Source organism: Acidovorax sp. 22279, assembly GCF_052045435.1.
GTDB classification, from domain to species: Bacteria; Pseudomonadota; Gammaproteobacteria; order Burkholderiales; family Burkholderiaceae_C; genus Acidovorax; species Acidovorax delafieldii.
In genome coordinates, this window is record NZ_JBQEOV010000022.1 from 49,554 (window position 1) to 68,695 (window position 19,142).

Sequence of the window (19,142 nt, forward strand, 5' to 3'; positions counted from 1 at the left end):
ACGCGGCGCTGCGCAGCGACGTCGTGAGAATCAATCCGCTCGGCGTGATCGCAGGCGTTCCCAAAGAGCATTTACGCCGCCCATCACGCCCGTTGGCATCAGGTACATAAAAGCGATTAGGAACAGGCCATAGATCGCAGCGGGCGCGGCCTTGGAGATCTCGTCGGCAATGTTGGGTACGAACTGGATGAAGATGCCGCCGAAGATGGCACCCGGGATCGACCCGAGCCCGGCAACTACCACCCCCACGAGTAAGAAGATGCTAAGGAAGACAGTAAAACTGTCAGGCGACACAAACGCAACCACAATGGCACCAAGCGCCCCGGACACGCCGGTAATGCCGGCCGATACACCGAAGGTCATGCTCTTTAACATCGGCAGATTGATGCCCATGGCAGTGGCTGCGATGGGATGGTCACGCACCGCGATCATGGCTCGACCCACACGCCCGCGCACCAGATTCCAGGCGACCAGGAACATCAGCGCTCCCACCGCCAAACTGAAGAAGTACAACCACCGGTCGGCACCGAAGGACTGGTCCAGGAAGCGGAAGTTGAACGGCGGCTCGGGCTTGTTGAGTACGATGCCCTGCACGCCGCCGGTGAGCCCTTCGACCTTCTTGTACTTCAGCAATGGTGGCATCGCCAGGGCCAGCGCAAAAGTGGCAAGCGCAAGGTAATGCCCTGCAAGCCGTAAGGCCGGAAAGCCCACTAGGAAGCCGAACACGAAGCAGAACACGAAGGCTACCGGCAGCGTGGCCCAGTAGGGCACACCCACCTTGTCCATCAGGATGGCGGCGGTGTAGGCGCCGAAGGCGTAGAACGCGCCATGGCCAAGCGAGATCTGGCCATTGAAGCCGGTGAGGATGTTCAGTCCCAGAATGGCGATGGCATAGACAATCACGAGGTTGAACTGGAAAACCCGGTAGTTCTTGACTAGGAAGGGCAACACCAGCAGCAAGGCCAGCAGCAGCAGGCTGGCGATCCAGACACACTTGCGATCGATCGCATTGTTCATACGCGGGTCACCATTTTCTTGCCGAACAGGCCGTTGGGGCGTAGCGTGAGGATGCCCACGATCAGCACCAACGCGACGGTGAGCTTTAGCTCTGTGCCGATCACGTATGCGCCCAGCAGGTTCTCGAGTACGCCCACCAACAGGCCGCCGATCACCGCGCCTAGCGGGTTGTCTATGCCGCCCAGCAGCGCGCCGGCAAAGCCGTACAGCAGAATGCCGGCCATCATGTTGGGGTCGAGAAAGACGATGGGAGCGACCATCATGCCGGCTACCGCGCCGACGGCGGCAGCCAAGCCCCAGCCCAAGCCCAGCATCCAGCTCACGCGGATGCCAACCAGCTTGGCCGACTCGGGGTTCTGCGCCGCCGCCCGCATTGCCAGACCCACAGAGGTGTATCTGAAAAATATGAACAGCGTAAACAGCACCACCAGCAGCACGCCGGCCGAGCCGAGCTGGTGCGCCGAAAGAAAGCGCGTGGCAAGGGCCGAATCCTTGGGGAACGGGCTCTCGAAGGCCTTGATAGTGTGGTCAAAAAGCATGCCCGATAGCGCATTAAAAATTAGCAGCAGGCCAATAAACACGATCACGTTGGTGAGCACAGGCGCCCTCTCAATCGGCTTGAGCACGATGCGCTGCAACAGGAGCCCGCCGGCGAACGACACCGCCACGGTGAAGAAGAATGCGGACCAGTACGGCCAGCCGGCTTCATGGATTAGCGCCCAAGCGATGAAGGTGCTAAAAGTAGCCATCTCCCCCTGGGCGAAATTGATGTGATGCGTGGCTTGGTAAATCATCACCAAAGCCAGTGCGACCGAGCCGTAGATGATGCCGTTGGTCAAGCCGGAGGAAATTTGAAGTAGCAGAGTTTCCATGGGTGCGTCCTGGCCGAATTAATAGCCCAAGTAGGCGCGGCGCACCGACTCGTCGCTCTTGATTTGCTCTGCTGGACCAGACAACGCAACGTAGCCAGTCTCCAGTAGATAAGCATGGTGGGCCAAGCCCAGAGCGAGGCTCGCGTTCTGTTCGACCAGCAGCATGCTCACGCCGTCCTCAGCGTTGATCTGCCGCATGATGCGGAAGATTTCAGCGACGATTAGCGGCGCCAATCCAAAGCTGGGCTCGTCCAACAGCAGCAGCTTGGGGCGTAGCATCAGCGCCCGGCTGATGGCCAGCATCTGCTGCTCGCCACCCGACAGCGTGCCAGCCTGCTGGTGGCGACGCTCGGCCAGGCGCGGAAAGCGGCTGTAGGCCTTGTCCATGTCGCGCGCCACCTCAGCCTTGTCGCTGCGCACATAGGCACCGAGCTTCAGGTTGTCTTCAACCGACAGCGCGGTGAAGGTGCCCCGCCCGTCTGGCACATGGGCCACGCCCATGCGCACGATGGCATCGGTGCTCTCGCCCACCAGTTGCACGTCTCGCGCACCGGCGTTCAGCGTAATGCTGCCGGTGGTGCGCACGGTTTGGCACAGGGCCCGCAGTGTGGTGGTCTTGCCTGCGCCGTTGGCGCCCAGGATGGTGGTGATCTTGCCGGTGTGGATTGAAAAATCGACGTCGAACAACACTTGGGTGGAGCCGTAGAAGGCACAGAGCTTCTTGGCCTCGAATAGCTTGCTAGCCATGAGCGGCCTGCTGCTCGTCCGAGCCCAAGTAGGCGGCGATTACGTCTGGGTGCTGTTGGATGTGCTCGGGGATGCCTTCGGCGATCTTCTTGCCGAAGTTCAGTGCCACGATGTGATCGGACACGCTCATCACCAAACTCATGTGATGCTCCACCAGCAGCACGGTCACGCCCAGGCGACTCTGTACATCCAGGATCAGCCGTCCCAGGTCCACCAACTCTTCGTGGTTCAAACCCGCAGCAGGTTCGTCCAGCAGAAGCAGCTTGGGGTCGGCCGCCAGGGCCCGTCCCATCTCTACCCGCTTCTGAGTGCCGAACGGTAGGTCGCCGGCGGCGCGGTGGGCGACATTGGTCAGCTCGAGGTATTCCATGATCTTGTCGGCCCGCTCGCGCAAGCGGCGCTCCTCGGCGCTGACACCGGGCAGCCGGAGCGCGCTGGCCAGGAAACCGGCCGACGAGCGGCAGTGCGCGCCGATCATGATGTTGTCGCGCACCGGCAGGGTACGGAACATCGCCAGGTTCTGGAAAGTGCGGCCTATGCCCAACTGCGATATCTCGTGAGTGGGCGTAGATGTGATGGACCGGCCCTCGAACTGGATGTCGCCGGCCTGGTAGCCGTACAGCCGCGACAGGCAGTTGAAAAGAGTGGTCTTTCCCGCGCCGTTGGGGCCGATCAGCCCACACACATGACCACGCTCTACATCGAAACTCACGCCATCGAGAGCGACAATGCCGCCGAAGCGCACCATCACACCGCGGACACTGAGCAGGGGGCTGACTGTGTCTACCATCGTTGTCCTAAACTGAGCTCAGCCCTAATCGCGGTGAATAAAGACACGACAAATCGCCGCAGATAGACCGCGGCCACACGCGAGTGTCAGCTTGCCGAGTACGACTTCATGTACGCGTTCTTCACCTTCACTTTGCCGCCTTCGATGAGGAAAAAGTCGGAGCCGTGTAGATGCGCCAGTTGGCCGTGGACGTCGGTGTACTCGAAGACCCACTCGGACGCGGCACGGCCATCAGGGCCGATCAATGGCTGGCCCACCGACTGCAAACGAGCGCCGGGAAAGGCGGAGAAAAAGGCCACAAGCGCCTCGCGGATCGCGGCGTGTCCTTGGTAGGTGGTGCCCAACGGCTGGTCACCTGTTGTGTCATGGTAGATGCCGTCTTGGGTAAAACAGGCGAGAACTCCCTCGACATCTTGACGGTCCCAGGCGGCACCGAGATCGGCCAATAGTTGTTGTGACATGAGCATGAGCCTTAAAAGTTCTGCGGTAAATGGATAACAAACGCAAGATTTCGGGCTAGCGTTCTCACAAACGGGTGCCGCAGCTGCCGACGATCTACTTGCAGCCCTAGCCGCAAATACAGCTCGAATGCAGAAGGTCCGAAGCAGCGGACCTGATGAATCAACTTTACGTAGCGGCTCTACATCGCGAGAGGTTGCAGATGGCCAATTTGACGTAGCGAGCAGACGCAGTGCTCGCATCCTCGGTGAGGCTGCCGCAGCCCGGGCGGTTGTAGGGCGACGCCTTGCAAGCTGCGCGAGCGTGCCGCTCGGGAATGGTTCAAAGGATTCGACTGCCGACCGCGAAGCCTTTTGTGCCAGTAAGGGCCGCCGCAAAGAATGCGCCGCCGTTTGGCCAGTAAGCACCTCCTCTGAGGAGGTGGCAATTTCTAGCATTGCCAGTTCAGCCTGATCTCGACGCTCCGTGCATCAGGCCCATCACTTGGATCCTAGGCGGCATCGCGCTTCTGGATCGGACCCCGAGGAACTGAACTTGACCAAACATATCATCATCGCCGGCGGCGGCCCGACCGGACTTCTCACCGCGTTGGGCCTGGCTCGACAAGGCAACCGCGTGACCGTGCTAGAGGCTGAAGAGAAGCCGAGCGAAAGCCCGCGAGCGCTTGTTTACCATTGCTCTGTCCTGCCACATCTGCGCGACTTGGGCATCCTCGACGACTGCGTGAAGGCTGGTTTTCTGAGGCAGGATCACGCTTGGCACATTCACGAGACCGGCGAGATGATCCGCTGGAATCTGAGCTGCCTCGACGGGCTTGTCGAGTTTCCCTTTGCCCTGAATCTAGGCCAGGACAAACTGGCCCGGGTGGTACTTGAACACCTGAAACAGCAGCCGAAGGTCGAGATCCGATATGGGACGTCGCTGACGGGGTGCACTGACCATGGCAGCGGGGTGACAGTACAGATGCTGTCGCGCGGTGAGCACGAGGAGTTGGAAGGCGACTGGCTGATTGGTGCGGACGGTGCGAGCAGCTTCGTGCGGCGCCAAGTGTTGAAGATGCCGTTCTTCGGTGTGACCTGGCCAGAGCGCTATGTCGCGACCAACCTGCGTATTAATCTCACCGACTTAGGCTACAGCAATACCACCATGCAGGTCGATCCTGTCTATGGCTCAGTTATTTGCAAAATCGATCCGGACCACTTCTGGCGCGTCACCTTCGTGGAAGATTACGCGCTGCCAATCGAAGGGCTGGAACAGCGCGCGGGAGAGGTTTTGTCCAAGCTCCTTCCCAAGGGCGTTCAGTACAAGATGGAGGCCTGTGCCCCATACCGTATGCACCAACGAGTGGCAGACAGGATGCGTCAGGGCCGCATCGCGCTCGTCGGAGATGCCGGCCATGTGACGAACCCGACCGGCGGGTTGGGCTTGACGGGTGGCATGTTCGACTGCTTCGCGTTGATCGAGGCGTTGGGTCGGGTGATCCAAGACGGCGCGGGCGACGATGTTCTTGAGTTCTACGACCGCGATCGCCGTCAGAAATTTATTGAACTCGTGTCGCCCCGTGCAACGAACAACTTGCGCACGCTTTATCACATGCTGCCCGGCCAGCAGCGCGACGAGTGGATCGCGCAGGCCCGTGCCATAGCGGCCGACCGCGACGAGATGCGAGAGGCAATGCTGTTCCCCGAAAAGATGCGCACCGTCTTCTGAGCCACGATGGCTGCGTACGAATTGGACGACTTTGGTGGCGTCTTCCTGAGCACCGGCTCCTGCACGGTGGGCGAACTCACTGTGCCCGGGGTGTCTGCCTACGTCGAGTGGTTCAAGCCGGTTCGGCCCAGAGGCACGTCACTGACGCTGGTGCACGGGGGGGGCGGCCAAGGATCTGAGTTTCTCAGAACGCCCGACAACCGACCGGGTTGGGTGCATGCCTTTCTAAGGGCAGGCTATCCAGTGTATCTACTGGATCGTCCGGGCCATGGGCGCAACCACTGGAATGGCGCCGCACTCGGTCCGGCGGTGCCTGCGGCCAGCTATGAAGCCCTAGTGCCCCGCTTTGTAGAGCCTGCACTGCATATGCTCTGGCCGGAGGCTGCATTGCATCGGCAATGGCCGAGCGAAAGCCCGGGTGCCAGCGACCGATTTATGGCCAGCCAGGGCCCTATGGCCACGCAGTTGGCCGCCAGCCAAGCTCACGTTGAAGCTATCGCCTCGGCCCTGTTCGATCTGGTGGGCGACACTGTGCTCCTCACGCATTCCGCTGGGGGGCCTTGCGGCTGGGCCCTCAGCGCCTGGGGCGGTCAACAGGTGAAGGGCATCGTCGCAGTGGAACCGTTGGGCGCGCCTGGCCTCGAACATGCTTTCGGCCGCTTCGACAACGGCCTGTGTGCGGCCCCCTGCTCCGGCCTGCACGATCCTTTCGCCCCGCCGATCGCGCTCCTTACGTCCGAGTCGAGTTGGATGCGAGAGATGAACTTCCAAGCCGCCGAGTATCTGCGTTCACGCGGCGCACGGCTCACAAATCTGGATCTTCCAGCGCTCGGCATCACGGGCAACGGACACATGATGATGTCGGAGCTGAACAGCGACGCTATCGCCGATGTGATCGTTCACTGGTTGGACCAGACCATTTGAATCAACCTACTGGAGTCCCAGCAATGACACGTCACTTCCGCATCGGCCAGATCGTGCCGAGTTCCAATACCACGATGGAGACCGAGGTTCCAGCGATGCTGCAGGCCCACCAGGCGCAGTTTCCCAACGATCGCTTTACCTTCCATAGCAGCCGGATGCGCATGAAGACGGTGAAGAAAGAGGAGCTGGCGGCCATGGACGCAGAGTCGGACCGCTGCGCAGTCGAGTTGAGCGATGCGCAGGTGGACGTGCTCGGCTATGCCTGCCTGGTGGCCATCATGGCGATGGGACCCGGTTATCACCGAATCTCGCAGAGCCGTTTGCAATCACGAACTGCAGACAACGGTGCCACCGCGCCAGTGATCACCAGCGCTGGCGCACTGGTGGATGCGTTGAAGGTGATGGGCGCAAAGCGCATTGCGTTGGTCGCACCATACATGAGGCCGCTAACCGAAATGGTCGTTAACTAGGTGGATTCAACCGGTCGTCGCAACACCCTAATCATGGAGGTGTTTATGGGACGACCCGCAGGGTGGATGCTGAAGTTGACAGGACGAGGAGCGATGCGTTCGCCAGGCGCGCCGTCGCTTCGGCGAGAAGTGGAGCGACAGTTCTGGAAGCAGATTGCCACTGGAATAACAAGCGAGAAGGCAGCAGAGGCCGTTGGCGTCTCCCAGCCAGTGGGTACGCGCTGGTTCCGTCATCGTGGCGGCATGCCATTGTTCATGTCGAAGCCGGTGTCAGCAAGATATCTGTCATTTGGCGAACGAGAAGAGATCGCCCTCCTGCGGGCACAAGATGTTGGTGTGCGGGAGATAGCCCGCCGCTTGGGGCGCAGCCCATCAACCGTTTCGCGGGAGCTGACCCGCAACGCTGCCACGCGCGGCGGCAAGCTCGACTACCGGGCATCCGTTGCGCAGTGGAAGGCTGAGCTCGTAGCCAAGAGGCCCAAGCCCGTGAAGCTGGTCATGAACCCGCAGCTGCGGCAGTATGTCCAGGATCACCTGGAGGGCAAGATTCTTGACGCCCAAGGTCGTGAAGTTGCCGGTCCGCAGCAGGCACCATTTATCGGGCGCAACAAGCCCCACCGTGGAGACCGCAAGTGGGTGCAGGGCTGGTCACCAGAGCAGATTGCTCAGCGCTTGCGAGTCGACTTCCCTGATGATCTGTCCATGCGCATCTCCCACGAAGCCATCTACCAGGCGCTCTACATCCAGGGCCGAGGTGCCCTCAAGCGCGAGCTGGTGAGCTATCTGCGCAGAGGCCGTGCACTGCGCATGCCACGGGCCAGAGCCCAGGCCCAGGCATGGGCGCATGTCAGCGAAGACGTGATGATCTCCAGCCGGCCTGCAGAGGCGGATGACCGTGCCGTTCCTGGTCACTGGGAGGGCGATCTGATCATCGGCCTGGACAGGTCTGCCATTGGCACGCTGGTAGAGCGATCAACCCGATTCACCATGCTCGTGCATCTGCCTCGTGAGGCAGGTTACGGACTGACTCCCCGGACAAAGAACGGTCCCCCGCTTGCAGGATATGGCGCCGTTACTATGGCCAATGCGCTCAAGCGAACAGTGGCCACGTTGCCTGGGCAACTGCGCCAATCATTGACCTGGGATCGCGGCAAGGAACTGTCGGACCACGCGCGGTTCACCATAGAGTCTGGCGTGAAGGTCTTCTTCGCCGATCCGCACAGTCCCTGGCAGCGCGGCACCAACGAAAACACGAACGGTCTCCTGCGGCAGTACTTTCCCAAAGGGACTGACCTATGCCGATGGGGCGAGCAAGAGCTCCAGGCCGTGGCCACCACCTTGAACAACAGACCACGCAAAACCTTGGGCTGGAGGACACCAGCTGAGGCTTTGAATGACTACCTAAAATCCGCAGCTCAACCCGGTGTTGCGACGACCGGTTGAATCCACCCTACATCCGAGAAGAGGGTTTCGAGGTCAGCGACTGGCGCGCTCTGGAGATCCCCGACAACCTCGAGGTGGGGCGGCACGACCCGTTTCGTCTGCCCGATATCGTTCGCGGCATGAACACCCAGGACGTTGACGTGATCGTATTGTCGGCCTGTGTGCAGATGCCGTCGCTGCCGGCAGTACCGATGGTCGAGGCGATCACTGGCAAGCCGGTCCTGACGGCAGCCATCGCCACCACCTACGCCATCCTGAAGGAACTCAAGCTTCAGCCGGTGGTGCCTGGCGCCGGCGCGCTGTTGTCCGGCGCCTACGCGTGAAGGAGCCAGCCATGGAACGAGATACAACGCGCCTGCTCTACGGCGCCCACGTGCAGGCGAACGGTATCAGGCAGCATTACCTTCGCTACGGCGGCGATGACGGAGAGCGCAGGCAGCGCGATGCGATCGTGCTAATTCCCGGGATCACCAGCCCGGCCGTCACCTGGGGATTCGTCGCCGAGCGGTTCGGCCGGCACTTCGATACCTACGTGCTGGACGTGAGAGGCCGCGGACTATCGGAGGCGTCCGAGGCGCTCGATTACGGCCTCGACGCCCAGGCCGCCGACGTAATCGCCTTTGCCGAGGCGATCGGCCTGCACCGCTATGCCCTCGTCGGCCACTCGATGGGCGGCCGCATTGCCATTCGCGCTGCCGCCAAATCACCGGCGGGGCTGACCCGGCTGGTAGCCATTGATCCGCCGGTATCCGGTCCCGGGCGCCGTGCATATCCGGCGAAGCTGCCCTGGTATGTCGATTCCATTCGTGAAGCCCGCCGCGGTATTTCGCTGCAGCGCATGCGCGAGTTCTGTCCCACGTGGACTGAGAGCCAACTACGCCTGCGGGTGCAGTGGCTCCACACCTGCGACGAGCGGGCAGTAGTCGTCAGCTTCGAGGGATTTCACACGGACGACGTGCACCTGAACCTGCCCAACGTCAAAGTGCCGTTCCTGCTGATGACAGCAGGCAAAGGCGATGTTGTCGGAGTGAGAGATGTCGACGAGATCAAGAGCCTGGCGCCACATGTCGAGGTGTCGCGGGTCTCAAACGCAGGCCACATGATCCCCTGGGACGATGAAGACGGGTTCTATCTCGCTTTCGGCGATTTCCTGGGCGCAACCCTGTCGAATGACACGAGGAGTGAATAGAAATGGCAGTCAGTGACCACGATCTGATTCATGCGTGGCGGCAAGTGCTGTCGCTGTCCAAGCTCGAGGCCGGCCAGTGCGTGACACTGCTGACGGGGGCGGACACCCATCCGCAGACCCTGCGCTGCGCCATGACCGCCGTGCAGTCGCTCGGCGGCATCGCCAACCGGCTTGATCTCCCCCCAGTCAATGGTGGGAAGTCGTTGAGCCGCGATTCGTTGGCATACCTCGGCACCACGCCGCTCACGGGCAACCGGACTGCGATGGCCGCTTTAAAAGCAAGCGACCTGGTCCTGGATCTGATGACGCTGCTGTTCTCCCCCGAACAGCACGAGATCCTGTCGACCGGCACCAAGATCCTGCTGGCGGTCGAACCGCCCGAGGTGCTGTGCCGCATGGTGCCCAGCGAAGCCGACCGCCTGAGAGTCCTGCACGCAGGTGAGCGCATCAGCAAGGCGCGGGAGATGCATGTTGTCTCAGCCGCCGGCACCGACCTGCGTTGCCCCTTGGGGCAATTCCCTGCAATCACGGAGTACGGCTTCGTGGACGAGCCCGGCCGCTGGGACCACTGGCCGAGCGGATTTGCGCTGACCTTTCCGAACGACGGCCAGGCGAGCGGACGCATCGTGCTTGACCGCGGAGACATCTTGTTGCCGATGAAGACCTACGTTTCGGAGCCCATCGAAATCATGATCCGCAACGGCTTCGCCCAGTCGATTGAAGGCGGATTGCATGCGCAACTGCTGTCGGATTACATGGAGAGTTTCGACGATCCGGAAGCCTATGCTTTGTCGCACATCGGGTGGGGTTTGCAGCCGAGGGCCCGTTGGTCAACACTGGCCCACTACGGCCACGAAGCGACCATCGGTATGGATGCGCGAGCGTTCGAGGGCAATTTTCTTTTCTCGCTCGGACCCAACAATGAAGTCGGCGGCTCGCGCACGACCGCCTGTCACATCGATATCCCGATGCGCCATTGCACAGTGGAACTTGACGGCGAGGTTGTTGTGGAGCGTGGCCGTGTGCTGGACGGCGACATTGGGGGGCGCACATGAGCGACGATCTGGCCGCCTACGAGGCCCAAGGCTTCGGCACAGCCTTGTCGCTCAAACCTCCGTTCGGCCTGCTGATCGTTGACTTCGTCAACGGCTTCGCCGATCCGGGTCAATTCGGCGGCGGGAATATCTGTGCAGCAATCGAGCAGACAACCCAGCTTCTCGCAAAAGCGCGGACTAGCGGATGGCCGATTGCACAAAGCCGCATCGTCTTCGCCGATGACGACAGCGATGCGAACGTGTTCACGATGAAGGTGCCCGGCCTGCTGGGTCTGAAAGAGCACGCGCCTGCCAGCGCAATTGTGTCGCAGCTCGAGCCACGCCCTGGGGAACTCGTGGTGCGCAAGACCACGCCCTCGGCATTCTTCGGGACCATGCTGGCTCAATGGCTGACACAGAAGGGCGTGCAGACCCTATTGGTGGCCGGCGCCACGACAAGCGGCTGTGTGCGGGCCAGCGTCGTGGACGCGATGTCGGCCGGCTTTCGTCCGCTGGTGCTCTCGGACTGCGTGGGCGACCGGGCTTTGGCACCGCATCTAGCCAACCTGTTCGATATGCAGCAGAAGTACGCTGCGGTGATGCCGCTGGCGCAGGCGCTGGCGCAGCTGGAGCAGTGCGCCAGATAGGCGGGGCCACCGTGCACGGCGGGTCGCGGGATCGACGGGAATGAAGACGGGCGCACCGGTGCGGCTTCCTCAATCTCGTCGGCAGCGCGCTGGACGTGCAGGATGACTTGCGGTGGACGGGATCGCCTCATGATGAAGCGGGCGCTCAAGGCGCCCGCTGTTGCTGCTCGACGGCGTTACAGCGCCCGGATCAGCTCCGGAACGGCGGCAAACAGGTCGGCCTCCAGTCCGTAATCGGCCACGCTGAAGATCGGGGCCTCGCTGTCCTTGTTGATGGCGACGATGACCTTTGAGTCCTTCATACCGGCCAAATGCTGGATCGCACCGCTAATGCCAACGGCTAAGTAAAGCTGCGGCGCGACAATCTTTCCTGTCTGGCCGATCTGCCAGTCGTTGGGCGCGTAGCCGGCGTCCACCGCCGCACGGCTTGCGCCCAATGCCGCGCCCAGCTTGTCTGCCAGTGGCGAGAGCAAATCGTTGAACTTGTCGCTTGAGCCCAGCGCCCGACCACCGGAGACGATGGTCTTGGCGGCGATCAGGTCTGGCCGGTCGCTCTTGCTGAATTCACGACCGAGCAAGCTGGACAGGCCTGCATCACCGGCGGCCGGCTGGTTCTCAATGGGGGCTGAGCCCCCGTCGGCTGGCGCGGCATCGAAGGCGGTAGTTCGCACGGTGAGCACCTTGATCGCATCGATGCTCTGCACGGTGGCAATCGCGCTACCGGCGTAGATCGGGCGCTCGAACGTATCAGCCGAAACGACTTGGGTCACATCCGATAGCTGGCCCACGTCAAGCAGCGCGGCAACACGCGGGGCAACGTTCTTGCCCGCCGCAGTGGCAGGGAACAGTAGGTGGCTGTAGCGCTTGGCGATGACCATCACCTGGGCGGCTAGGTTCTCGGCCAAGCCGTCGGCTAGCTCGGGCGCTTCGGCCAGGAGTACCTTCGCCACACCGGCGATTTGCGCGGCGGCCTCCGCTGCACCCTGCGCGTTATGCCCGGCCACAAGCAGGTGCACATCGCCCCCGCAGGCAGCCGCGGCAGTCACGGTATTTAGGGTGGCGCCCTTGATGGCCGCATTGTCGTGTTCAGCAATGACGAGGACGGTCATGGTTAGATCACCTTCGCTTCGTTCTTGAGCTTTTGCACCAGGCTGACGACATCGAGCACCTTGACACCGGCCGATCGCGTCGCTGGCTCGCTGACGTGCAGGGTCTTGATGCGCGGGGCTACGTTCACGCCCAGGTCCGCCGGCGTGACCGTCTCCAGCGGTTTTTTCTTGGCCTTCATGATGTTGGGCAGCGTGACGTAGCGCGGCTCGTTCATTCGCAGGTCAGTGGTCACGATGGCCGGCAACTTCAGCAGCACCGTCTCCGTGCCACCGTCGACCTCGCGCGTGACCTTCGCCTGGCCGCCGATCACGTCCACCTTGCTGGCGAAGGTGCCCTGCGCTAAGCCCGTGAGACCGGCGAGCATCTGGCCGGTCTGGTTGCAGTCGTCGTCGATGGCCTGCTTGCCCAGGATCACCAATTGCGGCTGTTCCTTGTCGACCAGTGCCTTGAGCAGCTTGGCCACTGCCAGCGACTGGAGCTCCTCACCAGTCTCGACAAGGATGGCTCTGTCTGCTCCGATGGCCATCGCCGTGCGCAGTGTCTCTTGGCACTGGGTGACCCCGCAGGAGACAGCAATGACCTCGGTGGCAACGCCCTTCTCCTTTAGCTGAACGGCCGCTTCGACGGCGATTTCGTCGAATGGATTCATGCTCATCTTGAGGTTGGCTATGTCCACGCCGGTGCCGTCGGACTTGACGCGCACCTTGACGTTCGAATCGATGACCCGTTTGACGGGAACGAGGATTTTCATGATGGTTTCTTCATGTCAAAAAAATAAATAAGGGCGGCGTCAATACATATCGACCGTCTTGCCATGGGCGAGGCGCGGGTGATGTGAGCAACCTACATAACCGTCGCTCTGGTCGCAGGTCGGCCTGAAAGGTGGATCAATGTCTCCTCGATGCCGACCACGCCCACCCGCCTTCGACACGCCTGGCCAACATCTCCACGTACCGAAGCGGTCCATGCCGAGTGCATGCTGCGTCCGGTAGAACCGGTTCTTCGAGGTCATCGGACCAACGCAAACCGGCTGGAATAGGATGCCGTACCGAGAGTCTGGCGCCCACCGCGCAAATGTAGAAAGCGCCTCCACCGGGACAGAGGTGCTATGGGGCCAAAGTACGTCTAGCTAGGGCCTGTTAACACAAACGCAAGCCGTCGGCGATGAGTGCGAAGTTGATGAAAGCGGTGAACATGACGTCGAGCTTCTCGAAGCGAGAGAAGATTCGGCGGTAGCCCTTGAGGCGACGGAACAGGCGCTCAACCTCGTTGCGGCGCTTGTACATGGCGCGGTCATATTCCCAAGGCTGTACGCGCGTGCTCTTGGGCGGCACGACGGGAATGAAGCCCAAGTCGAGTGCCAGTTGACGAGTCTCATTGCCCTCGTAAGCGCGATCCATCAGAAGGTGCACTGGCCGATTGGGCTGCCCCAGTCGCTCGAGCAGCGCACGGCCTTCGACGGCATCGTGGGCTTGGCCAGGCGACAGCGAGAAAGTTACCGCGGTGCGCGCGTCCGCGGCGATGAGATGGATCTTCGTGTTCCATCCACCACGGGACTTGCCGATAGCCTGCGGACCGTTTTTTTTCGAGCCCCCGTTCCGTCCGGATGCACCTTGATGCTGGTGCTGTCCAACGACACTGCCTCGATCTTGATCTGCACGACTTGCGCCTGCTGCAATTGCTCGAAAGCGCGATCAAGCACACCGGACTTTGCCCAGCGACTCATGCGCGTGTAGATCGTGTGCCAATTGCCAAATCGCTTGGGCAGACCACGCCACTTGCATCCGTGTTCAGCAACGTACAGGATCGCGTTAAGCACCTGCAGATTCGTCAGGCTGACGTTGCCGCGTTGCGTGGGCAAACAGTCTTCTATCTGGGCAAACTGAGCGGGCGTGATCTCCATTCGCTCAGTGTCGATGAAGATCGGTGCACTGGCAATTAGTGTTAACAGGCCCTAGTAGAGGCGCGTCCGTTGCCCGGAACTCGATATCGAGATCACTAGCCGCTCTAAGCCGCCTGGATGGCACGCCACGCGTCGGCGAGTACACGGGCAGATCCGCGGCGAGCTGCCTGGACGGCTTTGGCAGGTAGAAGATGGCCTCAAAACACCTCGTGTTGTACGCCAGCGCTGTCTATCGTGGCAGCAATGCGAATCGCAAAGCGATGTGCCATGTACAACCGAATTTCGAGCGAGGCACTATGTCCCAGTCTTCCCGCAGCACCAGCGCCTGGCAAGCCGCCGACACTGCGCACTTCATTCATCCCTTCACCGACCAAGCCGAGCTGCACAGGAACGGCGTGCAAATCATCGAACAAGGTGAAGGCGTCTGGGTCACTGATTCGGAGGGCAACCGCCTGCTCGACGGCATGGCCGGCCTCTGGTGCGTCAATGCCGGCTATGGCCAGCCCTCGCTCATCACCGCGGCCCATGAGCAACTGAAAAACCTAGCCTACTACAACGCCTTCTTCCACACCGCCGTGCCCGCATCGATCGAGCTCGCTGAGCTGCTGGCGGGGATCAGTCCGCCCGGGATGAAGCGGGTTTACTACGCAAACTCCGGCTCGGAAGGAAACGATACGGTCATACGTCTGGTGCGGCACTACTGGAATCTCAAAGGCCAACCACAGCGCAAGGTCCTTATTGCGCGCAACCTTGGCTATCACGGATCGACCGTTGGAGGCGCATCGCTCAGCGGAATGCCCTGGATGCATGCCCAAGGGGACCTTCCAATTCCTGGCGTGGTACACATTGAGCAGCCGCACTACGCATTACTGGGTGGCGGCATCGGACGCAATGAATTCGGCCTGCGTGCTGCCGGTTGGCTGGAAGACAAAATCCTGGAGGTCGGGGTCGACAAGGTGGCTGCGTTCGTGGCCGAACCTGTGCAGGGCGCGGGGGGCGTAGTGGTTCCACCGGAGACCTACTGGCCCGAGATCCAACGCATCTGCCGCAAATACGACATCCTCCTCGTCAGCGATGAGGTGATCTGCGGCTTTGGTCGCACCGGAAATTGGTGGGGATGCCAAACGTTCGACTACCAGCCCGACCTGATGACATTCGCCAAGGGCGTGACCAGCGGCTACATCCCGCTTGGCGGAGTCATGGTCGGTGACCGGGTCGCCGACACGGTGGAAGCCGGCGGAGAGTTTCGCCACGGGTACACCTATTCCGGGCATCCGGTCGCTTGCGCCGTTGGCGTCGCTAACGTGAAGCTCCTGAGAGATGAAGGGATCGTCGCTCGCGTGCGCGAGGACGTGGGTCCGTACTTGCGCGAGGCGATGGGCTCCCTCCAGGATCACCCTCTGGTGGGGTACACCGAAGGGGTGGGCTTAATGTGGGCGATCCAATTGGTGCGTAACCGCGAAACCATGGAACTGTTCGATGACGAGAAGCATGTCAGCGTGATCTGCCGTGAACATGCCAGAAACAATGGACTCATCATTCGGGCCATCGTCTCCGACCGCATGATCGTGGCACCTCCCTTGACGATCACTCGAGCGGAGATCGATCACTTGATTCAAGTGACGCGCCAAAGCCTGGACTTGACGTTGCAGACGGTTCGGGACCGCCGCTGGATGTGACGCGATGGCGACGTCGACCATTTCCCGACGTTGCGCACTGGTAGGGCTGGCGGCTGCTTGTGTGCTACCAGTCGTGGCCGCCCCGGTTCGCGGCATCGTTCTGCTGCAGCTCGTGGATCCGAACGGGCCGTCTGCTGAGTTTGAAGCACAGCACGCGGCAGGCGCCTCGCTTGCATTCGGCAAGTCGATGCCGGGTGTGACGTCGCTCCCTCTGACTATCAAGGTCGCGGCAGGTGGAGGCTTGGAGGCCGCGATTGCTCAGGCTCAAAAAGGCAATCAAGATCCCTGTCTGTTTGGCGGAGCAGGTGCGGCCGTCGTTGCGGCACTGGCGCCAAAACTGTCTGCGGCCGGCGTGCCTGTGGTCGGGCCTATCACCTATTCAGACGGGCAGCGGGATGCCCTAACGGGGTTGATATTCGGAATCAGGGCGCGACTGGGTCGCGAATTTCGCGCAGTCGCGTCGCATCTTGAGCTGGTGGGCCAGAAGCAATTTGCTTTGCTGCACTTGGCGAACGCCGAAGGCGAACAGGCACGAGCCCAATTCGAAGCTATAGCGAAGCAGGCGGGACTGGTCCTCATCAAAGCTGCGGGAGTGGCGACAGATGGCAGTAACCTTGTCGGCATCGTCGACCAGCTACTGGGCGTCGGTGCGAAAGTGCTTTTGCTGCATTTGCCTGGCTCAATGCCGACAACCGCCTATGAAACGGCGCAAGCTGCCGGCGCCGCCGTGAGTTGCTATGCCACCTCGCTTACTGTGGACGAAGGATCGCCGAATCTGGTCATCTCCCGGGTTGTTCCTTCGCCGGCAAACCTCAGGAGTGAAGTGGCTCAGGAATACCGAAAACTGTGTCAAGGGGCTGGGATACAAGCCTCCTACGCGGGATACGAAGGGTTCTTGACGGCACGCCTTCTCAAAGCCGCCGTGGAGCAGGCTGGCGCGCAGCAAATCACGCTGCTTCAGGCTTTGCGCCAGCAACGCGTGCGACTGGCTTCGCTCAATATCGATGGGTCCATGGACGACCCGAAGTACGTGGAGCTGGTGCTGACGCGTGCGCCGGGAGGATATTTGCGATGAACACTTTCACCGTTCCGGAACTTGCAGGGATCAAGGCGAGCTGCTTGGGTGTGCTGCCGATTGATGTCGACTTTGCGCCTCAATTCCAATGGCTAGGCAGGAAAGTTCGGCTTCTCGCGTTCGACGAATTTATCGTGGTTAAGCCGGCAAGCATTGGGCCTTCAAGGGCAGAGATATTGAGTACGGCGGCATACGGAGTCGTCGGGCTATCGCCCCCTGTCCATCGGGAAGCACCCAGCATCTCTGGCTCGACTGATGTGGCCCGACAAGCTGATCTGGACGAACTGATCTGGTGTCGAAAGGCTGAGGCGGAGGTATGGGAGTTCAGGCGAACGACTGTGTTCGGAATGCGAGCGCCTTCCTCCTATGTAGTTAAAGCCAATTGGACGAGCGCAACAGGTCCGATTGCGTTTCTGTTTCCGATGTCCGAACCGGGTAAAGTGTTCCCGCTTTCAGTACCTCAGCTCGATTGCAGAAAAGTCGTTGTTGCAAATTCACGCTCAGCGAAAGAGGCGCGGATCGTCTACCTGCGATTGCTTGAGGCGTTTTACGGGATGCGATCAGTCCCGGCACAGCTGTGAAAAAGTGCGCTTCCCGCCTGTAGTCGGTGACGCTGAAGATCGGTGCTTCCACCCCCTTCATGCTCGCCACTCGCCTTCAAATCCTTCTTGCTGGCGCAAGTGCTGGATGGTCGCGGCGACGTACAGCTGTGGCGCGGCGATCTTGCCGGTATGGCCCCTTGCCAATCGTTGTGCGCATAGCCCGCATCCACATAGGCGCAGCTCGCGCCGAGCGCGGCGCCGGTTTGTCAGTCAGCGGCGTCATTGTTTCATTGAACATCTCGCTGCGCCTAGCGCGGCCGTCCGCGACGATGATCTGACGAACGAAACTTCGGGCCCATCAACGAACATTTCTTTGTTGCATCGACCGAAATTCGAATGGTTCAGTTCGATGTCGGATGCGTTGCGTGGTGCGGAAGCGGCCGTCACACCACTGCGAACATTTCGAATGGAGAGGAACATGATTGAGTTGCGCCACCTTCGCTACTTCGTCGCCGTCGCAGAAGAGCTCAATTTTCGAAAGGCAGCCGAGCGCATCCACATCGACCAGAGTCCTCTGTCGCGCACCGTCCGGGATCTGGAGGATAGGTGGGGCGTTACCCTTTTTATCCGAACACCGCGCAAGCTTCAGCTCACCCCGGCCGGAGTCAAACTGCTCAATCACGCCCGCAAGCTCCTTGTCCGCCTGGAGCGCACCAAGCGCGTAGTCCGAGCCACTGATGATCGCCATCGGGAGCCTCTGCGCATCGGTGTTGATGAAGCCACGGTGCAACCCATGATGGCCGATTGCCTGGTTCGCTGGAGGCTGATTGCTTCCGATATCCCTGTGGAACTCACTGAGATGCACGCGACGGAACTGCTCTCAGCGTTGCGCAGCGAGGAGGTCGATGCTGGCTTCTCCTTCGGTCTGCCGGATGATGGCGCCTTAACCCAGCAGTCGGTATGGGTCAGCCCTATGGTGGCAATCCTCTCGCCGGAGCACGAGCTTGCAGGCCGCGAAGTGGTGTCGCTGGCCGAACTGCTCTCTTTCCCCGCGATTGCCTGCACGGAGGCCTGTCACCCCGGGCTATACCAGCAGATGACGGCCATCCTGCAGCAGCATGCCCTGTCCTCGACGATCGCTGGCGAAGCACGGACATTGACCGGCTACCTGACCCGTGTGGCCGCGGGGCAGGGCGTCGGCGTGGCCGATGCAGACCACATGCGGGCATTGCAGAGAAAGGACATTGTGGTCGTGCCGCTCGCCGAGCAGATTCAAATCACCACCTACGTGCTGCACAAGCACCAGCGCAACGGCTTGCCCGAAGCGCTGCAACGATTTCTCACGCACGCCACAACTTTGCATTGATCGTTACGGTGTCTGGCCAGAGACACAGGGTGCGCCGCGTCAAAAGCTTTGGACGTCGTCGCCCTCTGCTGTAAGACTCCCCGCGTGACAGCCCGAAGGCCCGCACCTTCAGCTCCCAAGCCCTCAGACAGCTATCCCCGCCAGCGTACGCCGCAGCACGCCCCA

General features: G+C 61.2%; 18 protein-coding genes and 3 pseudogenes. 12 read left to right on the forward strand and 9 right to left on the reverse strand.

Annotated elements, in window-relative coordinates; translation table 11 throughout:
- Positions 1-30: 30 nt before the first annotated feature.
- From ACTJKQ_RS22555 to ACTJKQ_RS22575, 5 genes are all read right to left on the reverse strand, one after another.
- Entirely contained in the window at positions 31-1,017 is a 987-nt protein-coding gene (locus ACTJKQ_RS22555; RefSeq protein WP_440598136.1) for a branched-chain amino acid ABC transporter permease, read from the reverse strand.
- Positions 1,014-1,889 (reverse strand): branched-chain amino acid ABC transporter permease, encoded by an 876-nt coding sequence (locus ACTJKQ_RS22560; RefSeq protein ID WP_440598137.1) that lies wholly within the window; start codon positions 1,887-1,889, stop codon positions 1,014-1,016. The genes ACTJKQ_RS22555 and ACTJKQ_RS22560 overlap by 4 nt, the downstream gene beginning before the upstream one ends.
- An 18-nt stretch (positions 1,890-1,907) precedes the next feature.
- Entirely contained in the window at positions 1,908-2,636 is a 729-nt protein-coding gene (locus ACTJKQ_RS22565) for an ABC transporter ATP-binding protein (protein ID WP_440598138.1), read from the reverse strand.
- Positions 2,629-3,426 (reverse strand): ABC transporter ATP-binding protein, encoded by a 798-nt coding sequence (locus ACTJKQ_RS22570; RefSeq protein WP_440598139.1) that lies wholly within the window; start codon positions 3,424-3,426, stop codon positions 2,629-2,631. The genes ACTJKQ_RS22565 and ACTJKQ_RS22570 overlap by 8 nt, the downstream gene beginning before the upstream one ends.
- 86 nt (positions 3,427-3,512) lie before the next feature.
- Positions 3,513-3,887 carry a nuclear transport factor 2 family protein gene (locus ACTJKQ_RS22575; RefSeq protein ID WP_440598140.1) on the reverse strand — a complete coding sequence of 125 codons (375 nt, stop codon included), beginning with the start codon at positions 3,885-3,887 and terminating at the stop codon, positions 3,513-3,515.
- 532 nt (positions 3,888-4,419) lie between these two features.
- On the opposite strand from ACTJKQ_RS22575, the gene ACTJKQ_RS22580 reads away from it, so the two are divergent.
- From ACTJKQ_RS22580 to ACTJKQ_RS22615, 8 genes and pseudogenes are all read left to right on the forward strand, one after another.
- Positions 4,420-5,595 carry an FAD-dependent oxidoreductase gene (locus ACTJKQ_RS22580; RefSeq protein ID WP_440598141.1) on the forward strand — a complete coding sequence of 392 codons (1,176 nt, stop codon included), beginning with the start codon at positions 4,420-4,422 and terminating at the stop codon, positions 5,593-5,595.
- Between the two features lie 453 nt (positions 5,596-6,048).
- Complete coding sequence (locus tag ACTJKQ_RS22585) at positions 6,049-6,519, forward strand: hypothetical protein (RefSeq protein ID WP_440598142.1); 471 nt, start codon at positions 6,049-6,051, stop codon at positions 6,517-6,519.
- A 23-nt stretch (positions 6,520-6,542) separates the two neighbouring features.
- Positions 6,543-6,986: pseudogene (locus ACTJKQ_RS22590) on the forward strand (maleate cis-trans isomerase family protein); the annotation flags it as partial.
- 69 nt (positions 6,987-7,055) lie between these two features.
- On the forward strand, positions 7,056-8,432 hold the full coding sequence (locus ACTJKQ_RS22595) for an IS30 family transposase (protein ID WP_082493288.1): 1,377 nt from the start codon (positions 7,056-7,058) through the stop codon (positions 8,430-8,432).
- Between the two features lie 8 nt (positions 8,433-8,440).
- Positions 8,441-8,755 (forward strand): annotated as a pseudogene (locus tag ACTJKQ_RS22600) (Asp/Glu racemase); the annotation flags it as partial.
- An 11-nt stretch (positions 8,756-8,766) separates the two neighbouring features.
- A complete protein-coding gene (locus tag ACTJKQ_RS22605) occupies positions 8,767-9,621 on the forward strand; it encodes an alpha/beta fold hydrolase (RefSeq protein ID WP_440598143.1) in 855 nt (284 codons plus the stop codon).
- A gap of 2 nt (positions 9,622-9,623) precedes the next feature.
- The gene (locus ACTJKQ_RS22610; protein WP_440598144.1) at positions 9,624-10,676 is read left to right on the forward strand and encodes a 2,5-dihydroxypyridine 5,6-dioxygenase; all 1,053 of its coding nucleotides are present in this window, start codon (positions 9,624-9,626) and stop codon (positions 10,674-10,676) included.
- Positions 10,673-11,302, forward strand: coding sequence for an isochorismatase family protein (locus tag ACTJKQ_RS22615; protein ID WP_440598145.1), 630 nt, complete (start codon positions 10,673-10,675; stop codon positions 11,300-11,302). Before ACTJKQ_RS22610 ends, ACTJKQ_RS22615 begins: the two co-directional genes overlap by 4 nt.
- A 176-nt stretch (positions 11,303-11,478) precedes the next feature.
- Here ACTJKQ_RS22615 and ACTJKQ_RS22620 read toward each other — a convergent pair whose 3' ends face one another.
- The 3 genes from ACTJKQ_RS22620 to ACTJKQ_RS22630 form a co-directional block, all read right to left on the reverse strand.
- A complete protein-coding gene (locus tag ACTJKQ_RS22620) occupies positions 11,479-12,411 on the reverse strand; it encodes an electron transfer flavoprotein subunit alpha/FixB family protein (protein WP_440598146.1) in 933 nt (310 codons plus the stop codon).
- A gap of 2 nt (positions 12,412-12,413) precedes the next feature.
- Positions 12,414-13,163 (reverse strand): electron transfer flavoprotein subunit beta/FixA family protein, encoded by a 750-nt coding sequence (locus tag ACTJKQ_RS22625; RefSeq protein ID WP_440598147.1) that lies wholly within the window; start codon positions 13,161-13,163, stop codon positions 12,414-12,416.
- A gap of 388 nt (positions 13,164-13,551) precedes the next feature.
- Positions 13,552-14,315, reverse strand: a protein-coding gene (locus ACTJKQ_RS22630) for an IS5 family transposase (RefSeq protein WP_440598148.1) whose coding sequence is annotated in 2 segments (ribosomal slippage) — positions 13,552-14,000 and positions 14,000-14,315 — 765 coding nt in all. Because the reading frame shifts where the segments join, the coding sequence is not laid out codon by codon here.
- A gap of 296 nt (positions 14,316-14,611) precedes the next feature.
- Between ACTJKQ_RS22630 and ACTJKQ_RS22635 the strand changes: the two genes are divergently transcribed.
- The 3 genes from ACTJKQ_RS22635 to ACTJKQ_RS22645 are packed head-to-tail and all read left to right on the forward strand — an operon-like array spanning position 14,612 to position 17,650.
- The gene (locus ACTJKQ_RS22635) at positions 14,612-15,994 is read left to right on the forward strand and encodes an aspartate aminotransferase family protein (RefSeq protein WP_440598149.1); all 1,383 of its coding nucleotides are present in this window, start codon (positions 14,612-14,614) and stop codon (positions 15,992-15,994) included.
- Positions 15,995-15,998: 4 nt separating this feature from the next.
- Positions 15,999-17,069: an ABC transporter substrate-binding protein gene (locus ACTJKQ_RS22640; RefSeq protein ID WP_440598150.1), complete on the forward strand. Its 1,071-nt coding sequence runs from the start codon at positions 15,999-16,001 to the stop codon at positions 17,067-17,069.
- A complete protein-coding gene (locus ACTJKQ_RS22645) occupies positions 17,066-17,650 on the forward strand; it encodes a hypothetical protein (RefSeq protein WP_440598172.1) in 585 nt (194 codons plus the stop codon). Before ACTJKQ_RS22640 ends, ACTJKQ_RS22645 begins: the two co-directional genes overlap by 4 nt.
- Here the strand turns inward: ACTJKQ_RS22645 and ACTJKQ_RS22650 are convergent.
- Positions 17,628-17,948, reverse strand: a pseudogene (locus ACTJKQ_RS22650) (FAD-binding protein); the annotation flags it as partial. The gene ACTJKQ_RS22645 and the pseudogene ACTJKQ_RS22650 sit on opposite strands and share 23 nt — an antisense overlap.
- A gap of 141 nt (positions 17,949-18,089) precedes the next feature.
- On the opposite strand from ACTJKQ_RS22650, the gene ACTJKQ_RS22655 reads away from it, so the two are divergent.
- Positions 18,090-18,977 (forward strand): LysR family transcriptional regulator, encoded by an 888-nt coding sequence (locus ACTJKQ_RS22655; protein ID WP_440598151.1) that lies wholly within the window; start codon positions 18,090-18,092, stop codon positions 18,975-18,977.
- The last annotated feature ends 165 nt before the right edge of the window (positions 18,978-19,142 follow it).